We start from the raw sequence: 22,640 nt of genomic DNA, 5'->3' as shown, positions 1-22,640 counted from the left end.
GCGAGCCGGAGGGGGGCCGGTACTTCCCAGGTTACCAAATCTCCCCTCTCCCCTCGGGAGAGGGACGGGGTGAGGGTGCCTGTCCCCGAGCTCCCCCTGTAGCCCCCCTTGTGAACTTATTGAACGTTCGTTAAGTAAAAAGCCCACGCATGGCGAGGCCGACGAAAGAGGAAGCCCGGGACACGCGCCGCCTGATTCTGGAAGCGGCGTTGGAGCTGTTCTCGGAGGGAGGCTTCGCGGGCACGTCGATGAGGCAGATTGGCCGTGCGGTGGGGGTGCGCGAGAGCGCGCTGTACCACCACTTCGCGTCGAAGGCGGCCATCTTCGAGGCGCTGTTGCAGGAGATGGGGCCGGGCCGGTTGGAGCGGCTCGAGTCGCTGGACCTGGACGCGCTGCCGCGGGAGGGCCCCGAGCCGTTGCTGCGCTCCATGGCGCGCTCCCTGGTGGAGAGCTGGAGCACGCCGCACGCGCAGAAGTTCATCCGCATGCTGATGGCCGAGGGCCCGAGGTTGAAGGACGCGGGCCTGGTCCACGCCGCCATCGTGGCGAGCCGGGGCCGGCTGGGCGTGCTCTTCTCGGAGCTGGTGCGGCGGGGAGCCATCCGGCCCGGGGACACCGAGCTGTACACCCTGGAGTTCATGGGGCCGCTGCTGATGATGCGGCTGATGTACCTGGTGCTGGCCGGAGGCACGCCGGACCTGGAGCGCCTGTTGGAGCGCGTGGACGCGCACGTGCACCATTTCTGTGAGTCCGTGAAGGCGGGGGAGACCATGACCGTGAAGTCCGTGTCGAGGAGGCGCTCATGAGGCTGCTGTCGCTCGCGGCGCGCAACCTGCTGCGCAACCGGCGCCGCACCGCCATCTCGCTCGTCGCGCTGGTGGTGGGCGTGGGCGCGATGGTGGGGCTGCGTGGCTTCGTCAATGGCCAGCAGCGCGTCATCCTGGAGAACCTCGTCTTCGGACAGGTGGGCGCGGTGCAGGTGCACAAGAAGGGCTACCTGGCCAACGTGCAGGGCTCGCCGCTCACGCTGGACATGGCGGACTCCGAGGCGTTGCGCCAGCGCATCGCGTCCGTGAAGGACGTGGTCGCCGTGTCCCCGCGCATCGCCTTCGGCGGGATGATCTCCCTGCCGGACGTGGAGGGCTCCCCGGAGGAGGACAGCGCCGGCCGGACGGGCTTCCTCCAGCTGACCGCGTTCGACCCGGCGCTGGAGCCGAAGGTGACGCCGCAGCGCTCGACGTGGCTGGGCAAGGGCGCGCACCTGTCCGGGGTGGAGGCGCCGGAGCTGCTGCTCAACGCGGACATGGCGAAGAGCCTCCGCGCGGAGGTGACGGAGGCCGGGGTGCCGTCGGAGCGCTGGCCCGCGCTGCTGTCGGGAGACCGGGACGGAGCGCTCAACGGAGAAGCGGTGCGCGTGGCCGGGACGCTGGTGAGCGCGACGCCGGGAGACCGGAGGCAGGGGTACGTCCCGCTGGGGACGGCGCAGCGGCTGTTGCGGATGGAGGGGCGGGTCACCGAGTACGCGCTGGCGGTGACGCGGATGGAGGACGCGCCGCGGGTGCGAGACGCGGTGCAGGCGCTGCTCGGGCCCGAGTACGAGGTGCACACGTGGGATCAGGTGCTGCCCTTCGTGGCGCAGCTGGTGGGCCACCAGGACTTCATCTTCGGCATCATGACGTCGGTGTTCCTGCTGACGGTGCTGTTGGGCATCGTCAACGTGATGCTGATGAGCGTGCTGGAGCGGGTGCGGGAGATTGGCACCATGCTGGCGGTGGGGACGCGGCGGCGGCAGGTGGTGTCGCTCTTCCTGATGGAGGGCGCGGTGCTGGGGCTGGTGGGCGGCATCCTCGGCGCGCTGGTGGGGTGGGCGGTGACGCTGTGGCTCGGGCAGCGGGGCATCCACCTGCCGGCGCCCGGCGCGGTGGCGGACAGTGTCATCCGTCCGCATGTGTCGGTGTTGTACCTCGTGCGCGCGGTGGGCATGGCCACGGTGGGCGCGGCGCTCGCCGCCCTGTGGCCCGCGTACCGCGCCGCCCAGCTCCGTCCGGTGGAGGCCCTGGCCCACTCATGAGCTCCCTCTCTTCCATCGCCGCGCGCAACGTGGCGCGCAACCGCCGCCGCAGCCTCGTCACCCTGGCCGCCGTCCTGCTGGGCGTCACGGCCGTGCTCGTGCTGCGCGGCTTCATCGACGGCTTCGTGCGCCTCATGGTGGACGACATCGTCCAGGGCAAGACGGGCGCCCTGCAGATCCACACCGCCGGCTACCTGGACAGCAGCGACGCGCTGCCGCTGGATCCGAGCATCCCCTACGACGACTCCGTGCTGGCCCGCGTCCGCGCCGTGCCCGGCGTCACCGGTGTCACCGGCCGCATCCAGTTCTCCGGGCTGGTGAGCAACGGTGTGTCCCAGACGATGTTCGTGGGCCGGGCGTTGGACCTGGTCACGGAGAAGCAGGCGGTGCCCCGGGCGGGCTTCGACGTGCTGCCCGGAGGCCGGACGCTCGCGGGCGGGGACCATGCCCACGCGATTCTCGGCAACGAGCTGGCGCAGTCCTTCCACGCCGTGACGCCCGCGGAGAAGGCGAAGGCGGCGGGCGCCGAGGGAGTGGTGGACCGGGTGACGCTCGCCTCGTCGAGCCCCAAGGGCCGGGCCAACTCGCTGGACGTATCGGTGGAGGGGCTGAGCGTGTCCAGCCTGCCCTTCGAGAACAAGCGGGTGGTGACGGTGCCGCTGAAGCTGGCGCAGGAGCTGCTGGGCATGGAGGGGCGGGTGACGGAGCTGGCCGTGGCGGTGGATGACCTGCGCAACCTGGAGCGCATCGCGGCGGACCTGCGCAAGGAGCTCGGCCCTCGGTACGAGGTGCACACGTGGCAGGAGCTGCAGCCCTTCGTGCGCGACATCATCAGCCGGCAGAGCTTCGTGATGGGGCTCATCTCCGTCATCCTCTTCATCATCATCCTCACGGGCATCATCAACACCATGTTGATGAGCGTGTTCGAGCGGGTGCGGGAGATTGGCACCATGCTGGCGGTGGGCATGCGCCGCAAGCAGGTGCTGACGATGTTCCTCGTGGAGGCGACGCTGCTCGGGGTGCTGGGCGGGGTGGGGGGCGTGCTGCTCGGGAGCGCCATCGTGCGAGGCATCGCGGCGCGGGGCATTCCCATGTCGATGGTGGTCAACAGCGGCTCGCAGTCCGTGCTGAGGCCGGAGCTGAATCCCGCGTTCATGGGGCTCACCCTGGCGGTGGCGGTGGTGGGAGCCCTGGCGGCGGCGGCGTGGCCGGCGTGGCGGGCCAGCCGGTTGGATCCGGTGGAAGCGCTGCGCTCGGTGTGAATCCCGTTTCCCCTTCTTCCTTTCAAGGAGCTTGCAGATGAGAGCCTTCACCCTCGCCCTGATGACGCTGCTCGTGGCGGCCCCGGCCCTGGCGGCGGAGCCTACCGCGGAGGAGTTGCTGGCGAAGTACGACGCGGTGATGGGGCCGCATACCTTCGAGACCGAGTCGGAGATGACGGCCTACCGTGAGGACGGCAGCAGCCGGACGTACGTGATGAAGCTGTTGCGCGGGGAGGACGACAAGTTCCGTGTCTGGTTCAAGGGGCCGGCGAGCGTGAAGGGGCAGGAGATGCTGCGCTCGGGCGACAACATGTGGGTGTACCTGCCCAACCTCAAGAGGGCGACGCGCATCGCCAACCGCGACAGCTTCCAGGGAGGCGACTTCAACAACGCGGACGTGATGCGGGTGAACTACACGAAGGACTACACGGCGAAGATGGTGACGTCGGAGGTGCCGGACACGTACGCGTTGGAGCTGAAGGCGAAGAACGCGGAGACGGCGTACGACAGCATCAAGCTGTGGCTGCGCAAGAAGGACGCGATGCCGGTGAAGGGGGAGTACTACGGGACGAGCGGGCAGATGCTGCGCAGCGCGGAGTTCACCGAGTACACGGAGTTCGAGAAGGGGTACACGCGGCCGGCGAAGGTGGTGATGCGCAACGAGCTGGTGAAGGCGAGGCGCTCGGAGATGGTGCTCAAGGGGATGAAGCTGAACGTGGAAGCGCCGGCCCAGCGTTTCACGCAAGCGGACCTGGGCCGCTGACCCAACCCCACTGCTCCCCATCATCCCATCCCGCCCAACCACTCCGCCCAACCACCCCGCCCAACCACCCCTCTCCCCTCGGGAGAGGGACGGGGTGAGGGTATCCGGCCCGAGGGTTCCCACCATGCGTGCCCTACTCGCGAGTCTCGTCCTCCTGACCACCGCCCCCGTGCTCGCCGCCGAGGTGACGGGCTACGTGGAGAGCCGCACGCAGTACCAGCGCTCGCGGGTGACGGGCCTGGTGCCGACGGACGCCCAACCGGAGCTGCAGCAGTTTCTGGAGCTGAACGTGCAGCCGCGGCAGGAGTACCGGCCCGGGGGCTTCATCTCCGCGGACCTGTCGCTCTTCCTCCAGGCATCCGGCCGCTACCGCGGCCTGGACGCGAACGGGAACGAAGTCTCGGTGGCGGAGAAGGAGTCGAGCGCGGCGAAGCCACTGCTCTCCCTCAACGAGCTGTACGTGAGCCACGAGGTAGTGCCGCAGCTGCACCTGCTGGCGGGAAAGAAGCGAGTCATCTGGGGAGCGGGGATGGCGTTCAACCCGACGGACCTCATCAACCCGCCGAAGGACCCGACGGACCCGAACTTCCAGCGCGCGGGCGCGTACATGGTGCGGGTCGAGGTGCCGCTGGAGAAGTACACCTTCTCGCTGCTGGCGAGCCCGGCGGTGCTGAAGCAGCAGAACGGGCTGCCGCAGGCGCTGCTCGCATACCCGAAGTGGGACAAGAAGGACGACGAGCTGCACTACCTGCTGGCCGCGCGGGCCTACACGCTGGTGGCGGACGCGGACGTCAACCTGATGCTCTTCCACTCCAACCTGTACGGGGACGCCTTCGAGGACAAGACGCGGCTGGGCTTCTCCTTCTCGCGCTACTTCTTCACGGACTACGAGCTGCACGTGGAGGGGCTGGTGGGCTTCGGCTCGGCGCGGCGCTACCCGGTGGGGGCGTGCCTGGAGGACCGGCCCTCGGCGGTGGGCTGTGTGCTCCGGGGCGAGGCCTTCTTCTCCACCAAGCGCCTGGACGAGCAGAAGCTCCGCCCGCGGGTGCTGGCCGGCACGCGCTACATGTTCAGCGACGAGTCGATGCTCTCGGTGGAGTACCTGTACCAGGCGGACGGGCTGAAGCGGGACGAGCTCCAGTACTACGTCAACGGGCTGGGCCTGCTTCGGGTGGCGAGGGAGCTCGGCCTGGACCCCTCGGGGGTGGACCCGGGCGGGAGCGTGGACACGGGGCTGCCGCAGAAGTTCAGCTTCGAGCCGATCGGGCGCCACTACGCCTTCATCAGCTACCAGAAGCCGAAGATTCACGACGACTTCACCTTCAACGTGGTGGTGATGGCGAGCCTGCAGGACCTCTCGGGCCTCATCACCCCCAGCCTCTCCTGGGCGGCCACCGAGTGGATGACGCTCACGCTCTCGGGCTTCGTGCCCTGGCAGGGCCCGGACTCGCTCGCGGTGAAGGTGCCGGAGAGCGACACGCACGTGAGCGAGCTCAGCCTGATGCCCATCGAATACCGCGGCCTCTTCCAGGTCCGCCTCTTCTACTGAAGGACGTGTGCCATGCCCTCGCAGAACCTCCTCGAGCTGAAGGCCATCACCAAGGACTACCTCCTGGGCAAGACGAAGGTGAGCGCGCTGCGCGGTGTGGACCTGGAGGTCTCCGCCGGCGAGTTCACCGTGGTGACGGGCCCCTCGGGCAGCGGCAAGACGACGCTGCTCAACATCATCGGGTGCCTGGACCGGGCGACGAGCGGCTCCTACAAGCTGGATGGTGAGGAGGTCGGAGACCGGGACTTCGACGCGCTCGCCGACGTGCGCAACCGGAAGATCGGCTTCATCTTCCAGAGCTTCAACCTCATCCCCGTGCTCAACGTGGCGGAGAACATCGAGTTCCCGTGCATGGTGCGCAAGGACAGCGAGGGCAAGGCGGCGCTGCGCCAGCGGGTGGTGGCCCTGGCCGCGGCGGTGGGGCTCGAGCCCTACCTGCACCACAAGCCGGACGAGCTCTCGGGGGGCCAGCGGCAGCGCGTGGCCATCGCCCGGGCGCTCATCACCGAGCCACGGCTGGTGCTGGCGGATGAGCCCACGGCGAACCTGGACTCGGCGACGAGCGAGCAGATCCTCGCTCTGATGCTGCGGCTCAACCGGGAGAAGGGGGTGACGTTCCTCTTCTCCACGCATGATCCGCGGGTGGTGCGGCACGCGCGGCGGGCGCTGCACATCCAGGACGGGAAGATGGTGCCGGGCGAGCTCCAGGCCGAGGCCCTGAAGGCCGCCGGGGCGCACTGAGCCCGCAAACGGCGAGGGCGCCTCCCACGAAGGGAAGCGCCCTCACCGGTGCTTCGAGACGAAGCGGAAGGACTACTTGGTCTCGGCGGCGTGCTCGGCCTTCTTCTCGGCCTTCTTGCCGGCCTTCTTCTCGGCCTTCTTCGCCTCGGGCTTGGCCTCGGCCTTCATGGCCTCCGGCTTGGCCTCGGCCTTCATCTCGGCGGCGGGGGTGGCGGCCGGGGCAGCGGCGGCGGCCGGGGCGGCGGCGGGGGCGGCCGGCTTGGCCTCGACCTTCGCGGGCTCAGAGGCAAACGCGGACATGGAGGCGGTCAGGGCGATGGCGGCGATGATGTTCTTCATGTGGATTCTCCGAGCAGCAACGAAACGTCGCGGCATTGCGGCGTTGCGTGATGGACACTGAGCACCCGCCGTGCCACGGGCCCTTGAGAGGGGCCTGCACTGCGGAGTTGCGGAGAATCTCCCCATTCCGCCTACCCGGCCTGGGGGCACCCTCCCCAGAAAGCGCTGGAGGTCTTTGACGACACGCCGCGTCTTGGGGATGCTGGCCATGTCAGCCGGAGACAGTACAGCCCGGTCTAGCCCGGATGCGCATGCCGCGTGTCCGGAGGACGGGAGCGAAGGCATGCGGTACCTCTTCATCGCGTTGGCAGCGGGTGGATTGGGAGTGGGATGCGCGACCCCGCGGGTATCCTCTGAGCCCCTGATGTCGGTGGAAGTGGAGCGGTGGCAGGGGCGGTATCAGGAAGAGCGAGAACGTGCGGAAGCACTCGCCGTGAGGCTCGCCGAAGCGGAGAGTGCGCTGGAGGCGGCGGCCCAGGAGCGGGCGGAGACGGCGCAGCTGAACCAATGGTTGGAGGACGAACTGGGCCGAGCGGTGGCGGCGCGGCACTCGCTGGTGGAGCACAACGCGCAGCTGGTGACGCGGCAGCGGGAGCTGACGGCCCTGCAGGAGGAGCTGGAGGACGTGTGGTACCAGGCGGCGCTTTCCCGGGCCCGGCGGCGCAGCCAGCCCCAGCCCACGCAGGAGCCCTCGCAGGCGCCGGCTCCGCCGATGCCCGCTGGCAGTCCGTGACCGCTCGCGCCTCCATCCGTGGTTACCGCGCCGGCTTCCTGTTCGCGGTGATGCTGCTGTCGGCGGTGGCTGGCTTCACGCTCTGGACGGAGGTGCGCACCAGCCGTCAGGTGGCCGAGCGCGTCCAGGAGGCGCTCGACCGGGCGGGGTTGATTGGCCGCATCCGGGTGGACGCGCTCTCGCTGGAGTCCGCCATCGAGGCCCACATCCGCGCCACCGATGATCCCCAGCGCCAGGCCGCCGACGAGGTGATGGAGGACATCCTCGCGGACATCCGCCAGGCCACGCAGGCGTACACGCGGGAGCTGCCCCACGGTGACACGCTGGTGGTGTGGCAGCGCTTCAACATGGCCTGCACGCGGCTGGCCGAGCAGGTGCGCGCCGCGGCCGTCTTCTCCCATCGCCAGGAGTCCGAGCAGGCGCGGCACCACCTGGTGGAGCAGGTGCGCCCGCTGGCCGAGGAGATCGATGGCCTGGCGGGGCAGCTCGCACGGGAGAACGCGGACGAGGCCCGGCTCCTGTTGGACCACCTGGCCTCGCTGCGCGTGCGCAACCTTGCTTTTGGAGGCGGGGTGACGCTGCTGGCGGTGCTGGTGTCGCTCGGGGTGGGCTGGCGCATCACCTCGGTGCTGCAGCGGCAGGAGGCCACCATCCAGGCGCAGATGGAGGAGCTGGACCGGCGCAACCAGGAGCTGGACGCCTTCACCCGGCGCGTGGCGCATGACCTGATGGGCCCGCTGTCGCCGCTCAAGGGGTACCTGACGCTGTTGCGCCGCTCGGGGGCGGTGAAGGACGCGCAGGCGCTGGAGCTGGTGTCGCTCTCCGAGTCCAGCGCGGTGCGCATGGGCGAGCTCATCGAGGCGCTGCTGCGCTTCTGCCGCGCCGGCACCCGGGGCGAGCCCGCGGTGGGCGAGCTGGACACGGCGGTGACCACGCTGCTGCTGGAGGTGAGCCAGACGGCCGCCGCGCAGGGCGTGGCGCTGGAGCGCTCGCTGGAGTCCGGTGTGAAGGTGTCCTGCCCCTCGCAGTTGTTGCAGCTCATCGCGCAGAACCTGCTGTCCAACGCGGTGAAGTACACGGCGGGCCGGCCCGAGGCACATGTCTCCGTGAAGGTGGTGCGAGAAGGCGGCGAGGCGGTGCTGGAGGTGGCCGATAATGGCGCCGGCATGAGCCCGGAGACGCAGGCGAAGCTCTTCCAGCCTTTCTTCCGGGGCCCGGAGACCCGGGGGATTCCCGGGCACGGGCTCGGGCTGGCCACCACGAAGCGGCTGGTGGAGGCCCATGGCGGCGTGCTGGGAGTGCGCTCGGAGTTGGGCGTGGGCACCCGGGTGGTGGTCCGCTTTCCCCTCGCGGCCGAGGCCGCGCCCCCTGTTCGCGGAGTCGGTACATGAGTCCCGCCCGTATCCTCGTCGTCGATGATGATCCCCACGCGCGGGACCTGCTCAAGCGCCTGCTCGGCATGCTCGGCCAGGTGTTCCAGGCCTCGCACCCGAAGGAGGCCAGCACGCGGCTCGCCGAGGAGGGGCCGTTCGACCTGGTGCTCACCGACATGGCCATGCCCAACGCGGGCGATGGGCTCACGGTGTTGAACGAGGTGCGCGCGCAGCTGCCGGACACGCCCGTCATCGTGGTGACGGCCTTCGGCAACATCGAGGGCGCGCTGGACAGCATCCAGCAGGGCGCCTTCGACTACCTCGCCAAGCCCTTCGACGTGGACGCCATCGTCCGCGTGGCGAAGCGCGCGCTGGAGCAGAAGCGGCTGGTGGAGGAGAACCGCTCGCTGCGCAAGCAGGTGGAGCGTGGCTCCATGGTGGGGCGCAGCCCGGCGCTGCTCGAGGTCTACAAGCAGGTGGCCCGGGCGGCGGCCACGTCGGTGCCGGTGTTGATTACCGGCGAGACGGGTACGGGCAAGGAGATGGTGGCGCGTGCGCTGCACCGGCGCTCGCCGCGCTCCAGTGGCGCCTTCATTCCCGTGGACTGTGGCGCCATCGCCGAGTCCCTCATGGAGAGCGAGCTGTTCGGCCATGCGCGCGGCTCGTTCACCGGAGCCTCGGGGGCGCGGCGCGGTGTGTTCGAGGAGGCCCACGGGGGCACGCTGTTCCTCGACGAGATTGGGGACGTGGGGCCCAAGGTGCAGGCGCAACTGTTGCGCGCGTTGCAGGAGGGGGAGATCCGCCGCGTCGGCGAGAGCGCTCCGGTGAAGGTGGACGTCCGCGTGGTGGCCGCGACGAACAAGGATTTGAAGGAGCGCGTGGCCGAGGGGTTGTTTCGCGAGGATCTGTTGTACCGGTTGGACGTCGTGCACCTGCACCTGCCGCCCCTGCGCGAGCGGCGGGAGGACATTCCCGCCCTGGTCGAGCACTTCGCCGCGCTGCATGCCCGGGGGGGTGTGGCTCCTGTTGTCACGGCCGAGGTGATGACGCGGCTCACCGCGTACGACTGGCCGGGCAACGTGCGGCAGTTGGAGAACGTGGTGGCCCGGGCGCTCGCGCTCAACGTCACCGGTGTGTTGGGGCCGCAGGATTTCCCCGAGCCCATTGGCGATGCGCCGAAGAAGCTCAGTGGCCTGGCCGGGGACATGCCGAGTCTGGCGGAGCTGTCACGGCGTTATGCGGCCCATGTGCTCCAGCATGTGGGCGGGAACAAGAGCGAGGCCGCGCGGTTGCTCGGCGTGGACCGCAAGACGCTCTACAAGTTGCTCGAGGCCCAGGAGCCCGCGGAGTAGGGCAAACGGGTGGGAACCCGGGGCGCTCGATACCCTCACCCCGTCCCTCTCCCGGAGGGCGAGGGGAGATTGGGGGAGATTGGGGGGCGCGGGCCTCAGCTCACCACGGAGACGGTGACTCGGCGGTGGTGCGGGGACGTCCGGTGCTCCCAGACGTAGATGCCCTGCCATGTTCCCAGGTTCGCTTCGCCTCCCTTGACCGGCACGTTCAGCGAGTTCTGCGTCAGCACCGTGCGCACGTGCGCCGGCATGTCATCCGGACCCTCCGCGTCGTGCCGGAAGAGCGGGTCTCCGTCCTTCACCAGCCTCGAGAAGAACGACTCCAGGTCCTTTCGCACGTCCGGATCCGCGTTCTCGCACAACAGCAACGAGGCGCTCGTGTGGTGCAGGAAGATGGTGCACAGGCCCTCCCGTGCACCGCTCTCCTCCACTGCTCGCTGCACCTCGCCCGTGATGTCGTAGAAGCCCCGGCCCCGCGTCGCCACCGTCAGTTCCTTCGCGCGATACATGGCTCGTCTCCTCCCGGGCCCTACGACCCTCACCCCGACCCTCTCCCAGGGGGAGAGGGAGCGTTCAACGACTCGTGAGACGGGTGTGCAGGAACTCCGCCATCCGCTCCAGCGTCTCCGGCGCGATCGTGTGCGGTCCGTTGAAGGGGAGGAACTCCACCGACAGTCCCGCGTTCGTCAGCAGATCCCTCAGCCGCTCCGCCTGCCCGTATGCCAGCACGGTGTCCACGCGCCCGTGGCTCTGCAGCACCGGCAGGCCCTTGCGCTTCTCCGCCCGCTGCTTCCACTCCTCCTGGCAGATCAGCGTCCCCGACAGGATGCACAACCCCGCCGGGGCCTCCTCCAGCCGCAGCGCCACGTCCGTCGTCACCATCCCGCCCTGGCTGAACCCGCCCAGCACCATCCGCCCATACGGCAGCTTCGTCGCCGCCGACAGCGCCGACAGCAGGCTCATCACCCCGCGCCTCGCCTGGGCCAGTCCCTCCGGGGTCGCCACCGCGAACTCGTCCCAGTCGCGCTCCTGCCCCATCAGCACCTCCTGCGGCAGGTTGAACCAGGCCCTCGCGTGCGGCATCCCCAGCGCGGACAGCGACAGCGGCGCCGCCGGGAACACGAAGCGCACCTTCGACGCCAGCTCCGGCTTCAGCTCCACCAGCTCCATCGCCAGCGGCACCAGGTCCGTCGCGGGCGCCCCGAAGCCGTGGCACAGCACCACCGCCAGCTCCGGGCTCGCTCCCTCGGGCACCCCATCCACCACCTGGCAGTCCAGCTCGCCCAGGCGCGTGCTCACACGTCGCATCGCGGCTCTCATTACTTGGGCTGCTCGGCGCTGATCGTCACCTTCTTGAGCACCACGTCCTTCAGCGGCCTGTCGCGCTCGCCGGTCGGCACCTGCGAGATGCGCTCCACCACGTCGTAGCCCTTCACCACCTCACCGAAGATGGTGTGCCGGCCCGTCAGGTGCGCGGGCGTCGACGTGGTGATGAAGAACTGGCTCCCGTTCGTCCCCGGTCCCCGGTTCGCCATCGCCAGCAGGCCCACCTTGTCGAAGCTCTTGCCGTTCTGGACCTCGTCCTCGAAGTTGTAGCCCGGCGAGCCCACGCCCATGCCCAGCGGATCTCCTCCCTGGATCATGAAGCCCGGGATGACGCGGTGGAAGATGACGTCCTTGTACAGCGGCGTGCCCTTCTTCACCTCCTGCGTCTTCGGGTCCGTCCACGTCTGCTCCCCGGTGGACAGGCCCACGAAGTTCGCCACCGTGAGCGGCGCCTCCTTCGAGAAGAGCCTCAACACGATGGTGCCCTGGTTCGTGTCCATCGTGGCGAACAGCTCCTGGCCCTCCAGCGCCTTCTTCTGCCAGGGGCCCGGGTTCTCCGCGGGAGGATTCGTCCGGGGCACCGGGCTGGAGCCGTGGACCTTGGGCTCGACGGCGAGCTGCGATTCCGGCGGAGGCGTGGCGGGCGGAGGCGTCGCGGGCGGAGGCGTCTGGGCCGCCGGGGGCGTCGTGGCGGGGGGCGTCGTGCCCTCGGCCTGCTTGTCCTTGTCCTTGGAGCAGGCGGTCAGGGCGAGAAGGAGGAGTCCGGTCTTCAGCAGTCGATTGCTCATGGGGCGGGCATCCTACAGAGCGAACGGAGGCTCGCAACCCGGGCCTTCGCGGAATGCAACGCTCTGAACCGGTGTTCAGAAGCGCGCACGTCCGCCCGGAGCGTTCAGTCCCATACCGTTGCCCTGATCCGGCTCGTGGGTAGGGAACCGTAGAATTCCCGCTATCGTCAGTTCTCCTGGAGCTCGAGCGTAGAGCGCCTGGGGTGGGTGTCCCTCTCTGGAGGAAGCAATGGCCGCCGTCATCAAGGATGTCGTCGTTCTGCTGCCGGGTCTGCTCGGCAGCGTGCTCAAGCGGGACGGCAAGGAAATCTGGGGGCTGTCGGGCAGCGCCATCTTCCGCGCGCTCTTCAGCGGCGCGGGCAGCGTGAAGTCCCTCACCCTGAAGTCCGACAGCGGGGGCGAGCTCGCCGATGACGGTGTGGAAGCCACCGCCATGCTGCCCGACACGCACCTCATCCCCGGCCTGTGGAAGGTGGACGGCTACACCCGCGTGGCCGAGACGCTGGTGAGCCAGCTCGGCCTCATCCCGGGCGCCAACTTCTTCGAGTTCCCCTACGACTGGCGGCGTGACATCCGCTTCACCGCGAAGCGGCTCGCCTGGCTGGCGCCGCGCTGGCTCCACGCGTGGCGCAACAGCCACGGCGGCCATCCCGACGCGCGCCTCATCCTCGTGGGCCACTCCATGGGCGGCGTCGTCTCGCGCTACTACCTCGAGTGCCTCGGCGGCTGGAAGGACACCCGCGCGCTCATCACCTTCGGCACGCCCCACCGCGGCTCGTTCATGGCGCTGCAGGCGCTCGCGCTGGGCTTCCGCAAGGACCTCGGGCCGGTGAACCTCTTCGACCTGACGGCCATGGTGCGCTCGCTGCCCTCGGCGTACCAGCTGCTGCCCATCTACCCGTGCGTGCAGCTGCCCGATGGGAGCCTCGTCCGCCCGGGCGAGATGAAGGGCCTCGGCGGGTTGGACCCCGTCCGGGCCGCGCAGGGCCTCGCCTTCCAGCGGGAGATCGAGAGCGCGATGCTGGCCAACTCGCGCAGCTCCGAGTACCTCGAGCGGGGCTACAACCTCCACCCCGTGGTGGGCACCTTCCAGCCCACGCTGCAGGGCGTGCGCGTCCAGGCGTCCGGCGCGGTGGAGATGCTCTACAGCGACCCGGATGGCACGGACAACGGCGGTGATGGCACCGTGCCGCGCGTCTCCGCCTTCCCCCTGGAGGAGCGGCACCACGCGCGTGTCATGTACAGCCCCACGTCCCACGCCTCGCTGCAGAACGCCTTCGAGGTGCTGGCCCACGTGCAGGGGGTGCTCACCGGCCAGGACATCAACCTCCTCAAGTACCGGGCGCCGGAGCAGGCCTCCAAGCAGCTCTCGCTGCACATCGAGGATGCGTACGCGCACGACGAGCCGGTGACGGTGCGGGTCCGCCCCTCGGCCGAGCCCGTCGCGCTCCGCGCCTTCGTCACCCACGTGAAGACGCAGCAGACCTGGTCGGCGGCGCTCGCGCGGGACGCGGATGGCTTCCACGTGGGCACGTTGCCGCCGCTGCAGGCCGGCATGTACCGCGTGAGCGTCAAGGGCGGCCCCGAGGTCATCCCCGTGACGGACGTCTTCGCCGTCTTCCACCGTGCGGGCGAGCTGCCCGTGGACGAGGAGGACGTGGTGGACGAGCTGGTGTGTTTCCAGTCCGCGGGAGCTCCGGATCCGGAGACGCAGCGGAAGGACACGAAGCCGGCGGAGCCCGTGATTCTCCAGCACAGCACCCTGGTGAAGCCCGCGCCGCAGGCCACCGAAGCCCCGGTGCCGCGGGACGAGGGGCAGGCCATTACGCGCTATCCCTCGGTGGAGCCGATCGTGCCCGCGCGGGCCGGCCAGGCGCTTCCGCTCACGGTGGACCTGTCGCTGGCCGAGGTGGGCGCGGTGACGGAGTCCGCGGGCGTCACCCTCTCCGGACTGGCGCCGGACTGGCAGGAGCTTCCCATCAAGGTCCGGCTGCTGTGCTCGGAGATGACGTTCCGTCCCGGGGCGGACACGGGCGTGGTGTTGGTGCGGCGCAACGAGGCCTCCATCGCCGCCACGTTGACCGGCACCGTCCACCCGAGCGCCTCGGGCGAGCTCACCGTGGTGGCCACCTTCGAGTACAACGGGCGGTTCTGCGGCGCGGCCCGCAGGCGCATCCCCGTCGAGTCCTCGGGCTCGGGGGGCGTGGATCCGTCCTCCTCGCGCTCCTCCTCGACACCTCCAGCGGGGATGGCGCCCGCGTCCGCCCGGGAGGCGGATGAGGGGAAGGGGACGTTCGCGCTCGAGGCCGGTGCCCAGAAGCCCCACCTGACGGTGCAGATCCACCGGTTGGACAAGGGCAACCCGCGGCGCCTGTACTGGATGCTCCACGTGTCGGTGCCGTGCAAGGGATTGCCGGCGCGGCTCTCGGGAGACCTGGACCTGGGCTCGGACCCGTCCGCCTTCTTCCAGAGCGTGGCCGCCACGGCGCGCGAGCTGCGCTCCGGCGATCACTTCCCCTGGTTCCTCGGGCTGGGGAAGCTGCTGTACCAGCGCACGCCCACGGCCTTCCGGGAGACGTTCCGGGCCCTGCGCCAGGAGTACGGGCCGGGTTTCCCCATCCAGTTCATCACGGATGATCCGCACATCCCCTGGGAGCTGATGGCGCCCGTGGATGTGCCGGACGCGGGGCTGCTGTGCATGGACCATCCGGTAGCGCGGTGGCTGCTGGACTACCAGACGTCGATGACGGCGCGCCTGTCGCACGGGGACATCCTCACCATCGCTCCGGACTACCAGTACCACGCACACCTGGCGCCCCTGCCGCAGGCGCAGGAGGAGTCGAAGCAGCTCTCCAAGCGCTTCCGGGCGGTGCGTGTGGCCGGCCGGCGTCAGCCCGTGATGAATCTGTTGGGCGGTGGTTACGCGCCCACCGTGGGGCTGGTGCACTTCGCGGGGCACGGCAAGTACAGCCCGAACAACGAGGTGTCGCCCTCCTGCGTGTACCTGGAGGACGGGGAGCTGAGGACGCTCGAGGTCCGCAACTCCATGGTGATGCTGGGGCAGAAGTCGCGGCCGCTCGTCATCTTCAACGCCTGCGAGGTGGGCACGGCCACCGAGATGCTCGGAGGCATCGGAGGCTGGGCCGAGACGTTCGTGAGCGAGTCCTTCGCGGGCTTCATCGCGCCGCTGTGGCCGGTGCAGGACGCGCACGCGCGCAACGCGGTGGAGCAGCTGGTGGCGGACCTGAGGGAGAAACACCTCTCGGTGGGTGAGGCGCTGCGGCGTCTGCGCCAGAGCGAGGCGAGGACGTCTCCCACGTACCTGTCCTACGTGTACGTGGGGGATGTGATGGCGCGCTTCGCTCCGGCGGTTGCCGCGGCCAGCACCGCCGCGGCGTGAGCCTCAGGGCCGCGTTTCGAGTGCCAGGGCGACCATCGTCTCGGTGAGGTCGCCCGGGTAGTAGTTGGAGAAGCCGGGCAGGCCCGTGAGGGCCGCCTCCGCGTGGTCCATGTCGTCCAGCCGCACCACCCGCGAGCCCGGCACCTCCGCGTCCACCGCGTTCACCAATCCATCACACGCCCACCTATAACGCTCGTGCACGTAGGCGCACAGCGGCCGCATCAGCGAGCGCCTCGACAGCCGCGACGTCGCCAGCGACACCGTGGGAATGTCCATCGGGTACGGGTGCTGCCGCACGAACTCCATCCGCCGCGCGTACGACAGGTCCTCCACCGAGCCCGCATCCCCCTGGAACAGCGACGGAAACGTCACGTCCAGCAACCGCCGCAGCGAGGGCGTCGTCACCAGATCATTCGCGATGACCGAGCCGCCAAACGGCGACTGCAGCGTCACCACCGCGCGCACGTGCCGCCTCAACTCCGGGTAGAGCGCCAGCGTGCTCATCGCCTCCACGCCCCCCTTGCTGTGCCCCACCAGCACCACCGTGCGTCGGAAGTGGATGGCGTCCAGCAGCGCCTCGCGCACCACCTTCACGTTGTTCGCGAGCCGCCCCTCCGTGTCCACCGCCACCTCGCGCGTCTCCAGCCCCCGCTTCTCCAGCCGCGCCTGGTTGTCCTCCAGGTAGCCGGGCACCTCGTCCCCCATCATCCCCTTCACCATCAGGTACTGGTACCGCCGCGCCTCGTCCGGCAGCACCGGCTCGCCCTCGCGCACACGCTGGTACACCTCGCGGAACCGGGGCGTGATGTCCGTGGGCGGCGGCGTCTCCGCCTTGAACCACCCCGCCAGCCCCGTGCTCCCGGGGCCCGGCTCGCGCACCGCCTCGGGCAGCTCGCGCAGCGACCGCAGGAGCCGCGCCACCGCGCCCGGGGCGGGCTGCTGCAACGTGTGACGGGGAGTACGTACCCCCTCGACGGGCGGGGACGGCGGGGCTGGGGAAACGAGGTCCTTCCGAGACATACGGGCCCGCAGCGTACCAGGGCCGGGCCCTTCCGTTCTCCAGCACACACCGGCGAGGGGCTCGTGATAGAAGGTGGGCCTCGTAAGGGGAGGAAGGACGCTGACGACCGGACAGGAATGGCTCGTGGATGTGTGCGGGTGCCCGCCAGAGCGCCTGAAGGACACGGCTGCGCTCGCGGCCCTGTTCGAGGAGCTCATCGTGCGGATGGAGCTGAAGGTGGTCGGTCAGCCCCAGTGGCACGTGTTCCCGGAGCCGGGCGGCATCACCGGCCTCACGCTGCTGGCGGAGAGCCACCTCGCCGTCCACACCTTCCCCGAGCACGGCTTCGCCGCGCTCAACGTCTACTGCTGCCGCACCCGCGAGCGTCCGGACTTCGAGGCGCTGCTGGCGCGGCACCTGGGCGCGGCCTCCTGCCGCGTCCGTGAGCTGCCCCGGGGGGTGGAGGCGTGACGCAGGGCAACTGTCCTTCCTGTGGAGCTCCCGTCGAGTTCTCCGCGGGCACCGCACTGGTCGTGGTGTGCAGCCACTGCCAGACGGTGGTGGCCCGGCAGGGCAACCACCTCGAGGCGCACGGGAAGATTGGCGCCATCGTCGACACCGACTCGCCCCTCCAGCTCAACGCCGAGGGCCGCATCGGCCGCGACGCCTACCGGCTGGTGGGCCACCTGCAGAAGGACCACGGCGCGGGGCCCTGGGACGAGTGGTACGTGGAGTTCGACGACGGGCGCACCGGCTGGCTCTCCGAGTCCGAGGGCGCCTTCCACCTGCTGCTCGCCTCCGGCACCGAGCCGGAGCTGGTGCTCGAGGACTTCGAGCCCGGCCACCGCTTCTCGCTCCAGGGCCACCGGCTGGTGGTGGAGGAGCGCGGGCACGGCCGCGTGGTGTCCGCCGCGGGCCAGCTCCCCAGCGACGTGGACCCGGAGGCGGACAGCCACTACGTGGACGCCACGGGCCCCGGCGGCGTCTTCCTCACGCTCGACTTCGGCACCGGGACGAGCGAGCCCGAGGTGTACGTCGGCAAGAAGCTGAAGCTGACGGAGCTGGGCATTCCCCCGGACCAGCTGCGGCCCAAGGTGCGCAAGGTGGCGCTGCAGCAGGCGCGCTGCACGAACTGCAACGGCCCCCTGGAGCTGCGCGCGCCGGACCGCACCAAACGCGTGGCCTGCCCCTTCTGCGGCGCGCTGTTGGACGCGAGCCGCGGCAAGCTGTCCTTCCTCCAGCTGCTGGAGAAGCCGGACCACCCGCCGCTCATCCCCCTGGGCGCCAAGGGCAAGCTGCGGGACGCCGAGTGGGTGTGCATCGGCTTCCTGGTGCGCTCGTGCAACGTGGAGGGCGTCCGCTACCCGTGGGAGGAGTACCTCCTCTTCAACCGCCAGCGCGGCTTCATCTGGCTGATGCAGTCCAACGGGCACTGGACCCTCCTCGAGCCGCTGGCCGCCGGTGACGTGGCGGTGGCCCCGGGCGTGGCCGCGCACCTGGACAACCGGCGCTACCGGGCCTTCCAGAGCGTCATCGCCGAGACCGAGACGGTGCTCGGCGAGTTCTACTGGGAGGTCCAGGCGGGAGAGACCGCGCGGGCCGAGGAGTACGTGGCGCCCCCGTTCTCGGTGAACGTGGACCGCACCGACAACGAGGTGACGTACACGCTCGGCGAGTACCTGGCCCCCGATGTCATCCGCGAGGCCTTCAAGCTCGAGGAGCCCCTGCCCACGCCCGAGGGCATCGCCCCCAGCCAGCCCAACCCGCACTCCAGCAAGGGAACCTGGATGTGGACGGGCGTCTGGGCCACGGCGCTGCTCTTCATCTTCCTCGTCGCCAACATCATCGCCGACAAGCGCACGGTGCTGGTGCAGGAGGTCCGCCTGGAGCCGGACGCCCAGTCCGGCACGCCCTCGGCGATGACCTTCAGCGAGCCCTTCGACATCCACAAGCGCGGCAACGTGGAGGCCATCCTGCTGGCGCCGGTGAGCAACTCCTGGCTCGGCGTCCAGGGGGACCTGGTCAACGAGCAGACCGGCGAGACCGTCAGCTTCTACGACGAGGTGAGCTACTACTCCGGCCGCGACTCGGACGGCTCGTGGAGCGAGGGCAGCCAGACGGAGACGGAGTACCTGTCCGCGGTGGCCCCGGGGCGCTACGTGCTGCGCACCACGGCCTTCTTCGACGGCCGGCCCACGCAGGGCCAGGGCTACAAGGTGACGCTCGTGAGCGACACGCCGCGCGGCTCCTGGTTCTGCTGTGCGCTGGTCCTGCTGCTCATCGCGCCCGCGTTGGCCTTCTTCCGCTCCTCCAGCTTCGAGTCGGCGCGCTGGGCGGAGAGCAACCTGGGTTCCAGCTCGGATGATTGAGAAGAGAGGGTGTCCATGAAGTACATCGGTGGAGTCATCGTCATCCTCTATGCCGTGGTGGCCTTCACGGGCTGTGAGCCCTTCACCCGTTCGCAGCGTGGCCAGGCCTCGGCGCGCGGCGGCGGCGTGCGAACCTGGACCGGCGGTTTCATGGGAGGGAAGTGATGTTCCTGGGAGTCCTGTCAGTGGTGGTGAGCCTGGACAACCTGCTGGCGAGCCTCGTGTACTCGCTCGTCGGTCTGGCGGTGTTCGTCGCGGGCCTGTTCGTCTTCCGGCTCATCATGCCCTTCGATGTGCACAAGGAGATCGAGGTGGACCAGAACACGGCCCTCGGTCTCGTCATGGGCTCCTTCATCCTCGGCCTGGCCATCATCGTGGCCTCGGCCATCTCGGGCTGACGCCCCGCGGCACAGGCCGTACCCGCTTTGAACAAGACGCTCCTCTTCTTCACCGTGCTCGTCATCGCCACGTGTGGGCTCATCTATGAGCTCATCGTCGGCGCGTTGGCGAGCTACCTCCTCGGCGACTCCATCACCCAGTTCTCCACGGTGATTGGCACCTACCTGTTCGCCATGGGCATCGGCAGCTGGCTCTCGCGCTTCATCGAGCGCGGAGTCGCCCAGCGCTTCGTGGAAATCGAGCTGGGCGTGGCCCTGATCGGTGGCCTGTGCGCGCCGATGCTCTTCCTCACCTTCGCCCTCACGGACGTGTTCCGCGTGGCGCTGTACGGCAGCGTGCTGGCCATTGGCACGCTGGTGGGGTTGGAGATTCCCCTCCTGCTGCGCATCCTCAAGGATCAGCTCAAGTTCAAGGATCTGGTCAGCCAGGTGCTGACGTTCGACTACCTGGGCGCGCTGGCGGCGAGCATCAGCTTCCCGCTGCTCTTCGTGCCCAAGCTGGGGCTGGTGCGCACCTCGCTGCTCTTCGGGCTGCTCAACGCGCTGGTGGGCCTGTGGAGCACGTGGCTGCTGGCGCCCGTGCTGGCCCACCCCGTGCGGCTGCGCGTGAAGGCCGTGGCGCTCAGCCTCTTCCTGGTGGTGGGGCTCGTCCTGGGCGACCGGCTCTCCAACTTCTCCGAGGAGCACCTCTACGCGGATGACGTGGTGCACGCGACGAGCTCGCCCTACCAGCGGATCGTGCTGACGCGCGGCAAGCGCGGCTTCTCGCTGTACCTCAACGGCAACCTGCAGTTCTCCAGCCTGGACGAGTACCGCTACCACGAGGCCCTGGTGCACCCGGTGCTGGTGCGCGCGGGCAAGCTGGAGCGCGTGCTGGTGCTCGGCGGTGGGGACGGGCTCGCGGCGCGGGAGATCCTCAAGTACCCCGAGGTGAAGAACGTCACCCTGGTGGACCTGGATCCCGCGATGACGGGCCTGGCCACGCGCTACGACGAGCTGGCCGAGCTGAACGCGCACGCGCTGGCGGATCCGCGCATGCACGTCATCAACACGGACGCCATGGAGTACCTCCGGGAGAAGCCGGAGACGTGGGACGTCATCGTGGTGGACTTCCCGGACCCCAACAACTTCTCGCTGGGCAAGCTGTACACCACGGGCTTCTACAAGCTGCTCAAGCGGCGGCTGGCGCCGGAAGGGGTGGCCGTCATCCAGAGCACCTCGCCGATGTTCGCCCGGCGCTCCTTCTGGTGCATCGACACCACGCTGAAGGCGGCGGGCTTCTGGACGCAGCCCTACCACGCGCTGGTGCCCTCCTTCGGCGAGTGGGGCTACGTGCTGGTGGCCCATGAGCCCGTGCCGCCGCGCCGCCCGCTTCCCCCGGGGCTGCGCTTCCTCACCGACGACACGCACGAGGGCCTCTTCCAGTTCCCCCTGGACATGGGCCCGCTGCCGGCCGAGGTGAACCGGCTGAACAACCAGGTGCTCGTCCACTATTACGAGGAGGAGTGGCGGCGGTGGAACTGACGCGGCGGGAGCTCGTCGCCGCGTTCCTCGGCTCGGCGGTGGCGGCCAGTGCATGCCGGCGGACGCGTGCGCGCGAGCCGGTGCCCGGCGCCATCGTGGACCGGGCGGTGGACGTGGGGCACAAGCTGCGGGGTGGGGCACTGCCTCGCGCGGCCGAGGCCCAGGCGGTGGACGTGCTGGTGGTGGGCGGAGGCGTGGCGGGCCTGAGCGCGGCGTGGCGGCTGGCGGCCGCGGGCGTGAAGGACGTGCGGGTGCTGGAGCTGGACTCGGAGCCGGGAGGCACCTCCCGCTCGGGGCGCAACGAGGTGTCCGCGTACCCGTGGGGCGCGCACTACCTGCCGGCGCCGCTGGTGGACTCGGGGCCGGTGCTGCGGCTGCTGCGCGAGATGGGCGCGGTGACGGGCCTGGACGCGCAGGGCTACCCCGCCTACGCCGAGGAGCTGCTCATCCGCGAGCCCGAGGAGCGCCTCTTCTACAAGGGCGAGTGGTACGAGGGCCTCTACCTGCGCGCGGGCGCGAGCCCGGCGGAGCTGGCCGAGCTGGAGCGCTTCGAGGCGAGGATGAATGCCTTCGCGGCGGCGCGGGATGCGAAGGGGCGCAAGGCCTTCGCGGTGCCCACGGCGCTCTCCAGCGATGACGCCGAGTGGACGGCGCTCGACCAGGTGACGATGGCGCGGTGGATGGAGGCGGAGGGTTTCCGCTCGCCGCGGCTGCGCTGGCTGGTGGACTACGCGTGCCGGGACGACTACGGCACCACGGCCGAGGGCGTGTCCGCGTGGGCGGGCATCTGGTACTTCGCCGCGCGCCAGGACGGCAAGGGCGAGCGCAGCGAGGGCTTCCTGAGCTGGCCCGAGGGCAACGGGCACCTGGTGAAGCAGCTGCTGTCCTCGCTGGCGCCGGGGCAGGTGGAGCGGGACGTGCTGGTGCACTCGGTGGAGCCCGTGGAGGGCGGCTGCCGGGTGGACGCGCTGGAGGCGGCGACGGGCAGGCCCCGGGCATACCGGGCGCGGCAGGTGGTGCTGGCCTGTCCGCGCTTCGTGGCGGCGCACGTGGTGGCCCCGTGGCGCGAGAAGCGCCCCGAGTGGCTGGGCGCCTTCCAGTACGGGCCGTGGGTGGTGGCGAACCTGACGCTCTCCGAGAAGCCGGTGTCCCACGGCTTCCCGATGGCGTGGGACAACGTCTTCTACGAGAGCCGCAGCCTGGGCTACGTGGTGGCCACGCACCAGGGACTGCGCATGGACGAGCGCGGGCCCACGGTGTTCACCTGGTACCTGCCCATGGCCGGGCTGGACGTGAAGGCCGAGTGCCAGAAGGTGCTCTCCGCCGGCTACGCCGAGTGGGAGGGGCTGGTGATGGCGGACATGCTGGCCGCGCACCCGGACATCGCCCCGCTGGCCCGGCGCCTGGAGGTCATGCGCTGGGGCCACGCCATGGTGCGGCCCACGCCCGGCTTCCTCTGGGGCCCGGCGCGCTTCGCGGCGCAGGAGAGCCTCGGCGAGTCGCTGCACTTCGCGCACTCGGACCTGGGCGGCATGGCTCTCTTCGAGGAAGCCAACTGGTTCGGCGTGAGGGCGGCCGAGAAGGCCCTCGAGGGCCTGGGCCGCGCGGACCCGAGCTGGCTGTGAGACGCGCAGGGAAGTCATTCAAACAAA

General features: G+C 69.9%; 21 protein-coding genes. 16 read left to right on the top strand and 5 right to left on the bottom strand.

The window, feature by feature from the left end; genetic code table 11:
- The first annotated feature begins 149 nt into the window (after positions 1 to 149).
- The 6 genes from AC16DP_RS18930 to AC16DP_RS18905 all read left to right on the top strand — a co-directional run bounded on the left by AC16DP_RS18930 (position 150) and on the right by AC16DP_RS18905 (position 6,386).
- Positions 150 to 806, top strand: coding sequence for a TetR/AcrR family transcriptional regulator (locus AC16DP_RS18930; RefSeq protein ID WP_329727315.1), 657 nt, complete (start codon positions 150 to 152; stop codon positions 804 to 806).
- Positions 803 to 2,071: an ABC transporter permease gene (locus AC16DP_RS18925; protein WP_329727316.1), complete on the top strand. Its 1,269-nt coding sequence runs from the start codon at positions 803 to 805 to the stop codon at positions 2,069 to 2,071. Before AC16DP_RS18930 ends, AC16DP_RS18925 begins: the two co-directional genes overlap by 4 nt.
- Positions 2,068 to 3,333, top strand: coding sequence for an ABC transporter permease (locus tag AC16DP_RS18920; protein ID WP_329727317.1), 1,266 nt, complete (start codon positions 2,068 to 2,070; stop codon positions 3,331 to 3,333). Before AC16DP_RS18925 ends, AC16DP_RS18920 begins: the two co-directional genes overlap by 4 nt.
- A gap of 37 nt (positions 3,334 to 3,370) precedes the next feature.
- The gene (locus tag AC16DP_RS18915; RefSeq protein ID WP_329727318.1) at positions 3,371 to 4,096 is read left to right on the top strand and encodes an outer membrane lipoprotein-sorting protein; all 726 of its coding nucleotides are present in this window, start codon (positions 3,371 to 3,373) and stop codon (positions 4,094 to 4,096) included.
- A 124-nt stretch (positions 4,097 to 4,220) separates the two neighbouring features.
- Positions 4,221 to 5,645: a hypothetical protein gene (locus tag AC16DP_RS18910; RefSeq protein WP_329727319.1), complete on the top strand. Its 1,425-nt coding sequence runs from the start codon at positions 4,221 to 4,223 to the stop codon at positions 5,643 to 5,645.
- Between the two features lie 12 nt (positions 5,646 to 5,657).
- The gene (locus AC16DP_RS18905; RefSeq protein ID WP_329727320.1) at positions 5,658 to 6,386 is read left to right on the top strand and encodes an ABC transporter ATP-binding protein; all 729 of its coding nucleotides are present in this window, start codon (positions 5,658 to 5,660) and stop codon (positions 6,384 to 6,386) included.
- A 72-nt stretch (positions 6,387 to 6,458) separates the two neighbouring features.
- Here AC16DP_RS18905 and AC16DP_RS18900 read toward each other — a convergent pair whose 3' ends face one another.
- Positions 6,459 to 6,725 carry a hypothetical protein gene (locus tag AC16DP_RS18900; RefSeq protein WP_329727321.1) on the bottom strand — a complete coding sequence of 89 codons (267 nt, stop codon included), beginning with the start codon at positions 6,723 to 6,725 and terminating at the stop codon, positions 6,459 to 6,461.
- A 433-nt stretch (positions 6,726 to 7,158) separates the two neighbouring features.
- Between AC16DP_RS18900 and AC16DP_RS18895 the strand changes: the two genes are divergently transcribed.
- From AC16DP_RS18895 to AC16DP_RS18885, 3 genes are read left to right on the top strand one after another with little or no spacing between them, the layout of a single operon-like run.
- Positions 7,159 to 7,458: a hypothetical protein gene (locus AC16DP_RS18895; protein WP_329727322.1), complete on the top strand. Its 300-nt coding sequence runs from the start codon at positions 7,159 to 7,161 to the stop codon at positions 7,456 to 7,458.
- A 50-nt stretch (positions 7,459 to 7,508) separates the two neighbouring features.
- Positions 7,509 to 8,849 carry a sensor histidine kinase gene (locus AC16DP_RS18890; RefSeq protein ID WP_414640691.1) on the top strand — a complete coding sequence of 447 codons (1,341 nt, stop codon included), beginning with the start codon at positions 7,509 to 7,511 and terminating at the stop codon, positions 8,847 to 8,849.
- Complete coding sequence (locus tag AC16DP_RS18885) at positions 8,846 to 10,183, top strand: sigma-54-dependent transcriptional regulator (RefSeq protein ID WP_329727324.1); 1,338 nt, start codon at positions 8,846 to 8,848, stop codon at positions 10,181 to 10,183. The genes AC16DP_RS18890 and AC16DP_RS18885 overlap by 4 nt, the downstream gene beginning before the upstream one ends.
- Positions 10,184 to 10,278: 95 nt before the next feature.
- Here AC16DP_RS18885 and AC16DP_RS18880 read toward each other — a convergent pair whose 3' ends face one another.
- The 3 genes from AC16DP_RS18880 to AC16DP_RS18870 form a co-directional block, all read right to left on the bottom strand.
- Positions 10,279 to 10,692 (bottom strand): secondary thiamine-phosphate synthase enzyme YjbQ, encoded by a 414-nt coding sequence (locus tag AC16DP_RS18880; RefSeq protein ID WP_073563030.1) that lies wholly within the window; start codon positions 10,690 to 10,692, stop codon positions 10,279 to 10,281.
- A 64-nt stretch (positions 10,693 to 10,756) separates the two neighbouring features.
- A complete protein-coding gene (locus AC16DP_RS18875; RefSeq protein WP_329727325.1) occupies positions 10,757 to 11,491 on the bottom strand; it encodes an alpha/beta hydrolase in 735 nt (244 codons plus the stop codon).
- 11 nt (positions 11,492 to 11,502) lie between these two features.
- On the bottom strand, positions 11,503 to 12,297 hold the full coding sequence (locus AC16DP_RS18870) for a peptidylprolyl isomerase (protein WP_329727326.1): 795 nt from the start codon (positions 12,295 to 12,297) through the stop codon (positions 11,503 to 11,505).
- 229 nt (positions 12,298 to 12,526) lie between these two features.
- On the opposite strand from AC16DP_RS18870, the gene AC16DP_RS18865 reads away from it, so the two are divergent.
- Positions 12,527 to 15,697: a lipase/acyltransferase domain-containing protein gene (locus AC16DP_RS18865; protein WP_329727327.1), complete on the top strand. Its 3,171-nt coding sequence runs from the start codon at positions 12,527 to 12,529 to the stop codon at positions 15,695 to 15,697.
- Positions 15,698 to 15,700: 3 nt separating this feature from the next.
- On the opposite strand, the gene AC16DP_RS18860 is transcribed toward AC16DP_RS18865, so the two are convergent.
- On the bottom strand, positions 15,701 to 16,642 hold the full coding sequence (locus AC16DP_RS18860; RefSeq protein ID WP_329727328.1) for a PGAP1-like alpha/beta domain-containing protein: 942 nt from the start codon (positions 16,640 to 16,642) through the stop codon (positions 15,701 to 15,703).
- A gap of 199 nt (positions 16,643 to 16,841) precedes the next feature.
- Here AC16DP_RS18860 and speD point away from each other — a divergent pair, with 199 nt between their 5' ends.
- From speD to AC16DP_RS18830, 6 genes are read left to right on the top strand one after another with little or no spacing between them, the layout of a single operon-like run.
- Positions 16,842 to 17,168 carry an adenosylmethionine decarboxylase gene (gene speD, locus AC16DP_RS18855; protein WP_329727329.1) on the top strand — a complete coding sequence of 109 codons (327 nt, stop codon included), beginning with the start codon at positions 16,842 to 16,844 and terminating at the stop codon, positions 17,166 to 17,168.
- Entirely contained in the window at positions 17,165 to 19,066 is a 1,902-nt protein-coding gene (locus AC16DP_RS18850) for a DUF4178 domain-containing protein (protein ID WP_329727330.1), read from the top strand. Before speD ends, AC16DP_RS18850 begins: the two co-directional genes overlap by 4 nt.
- A gap of 15 nt (positions 19,067 to 19,081) precedes the next feature.
- Positions 19,082 to 19,231, top strand: a complete 150-nt coding sequence (locus tag AC16DP_RS18845) for a hypothetical protein (RefSeq protein WP_329727331.1) — start codon at positions 19,082 to 19,084, stop codon at positions 19,229 to 19,231.
- A gap of 5 nt (positions 19,232 to 19,236) precedes the next feature.
- Positions 19,237 to 19,464: a DUF350 domain-containing protein gene (locus AC16DP_RS18840; RefSeq protein WP_329727378.1), complete on the top strand. Its 228-nt coding sequence runs from the start codon at positions 19,237 to 19,239 to the stop codon at positions 19,462 to 19,464.
- A 27-nt stretch (positions 19,465 to 19,491) separates the two neighbouring features.
- Entirely contained in the window at positions 19,492 to 20,988 is a 1,497-nt protein-coding gene (locus AC16DP_RS18835) for a polyamine aminopropyltransferase (RefSeq protein WP_329727332.1), read from the top strand.
- Positions 20,979 to 22,613 (top strand): FAD-dependent oxidoreductase, encoded by a 1,635-nt coding sequence (locus AC16DP_RS18830; protein WP_329727333.1) that lies wholly within the window; start codon positions 20,979 to 20,981, stop codon positions 22,611 to 22,613. The genes AC16DP_RS18835 and AC16DP_RS18830 overlap by 10 nt, the downstream gene beginning before the upstream one ends.
- Positions 22,614 to 22,640 lie beyond the last annotated feature (27 nt).

The sequence above is a fragment of the Archangium sp. genome, from assembly GCF_057119385.1.
The sequence above is the reverse complement of the archived record's forward strand: the minus strand, read 5'-3'. Positions and strand labels throughout refer to the sequence as shown.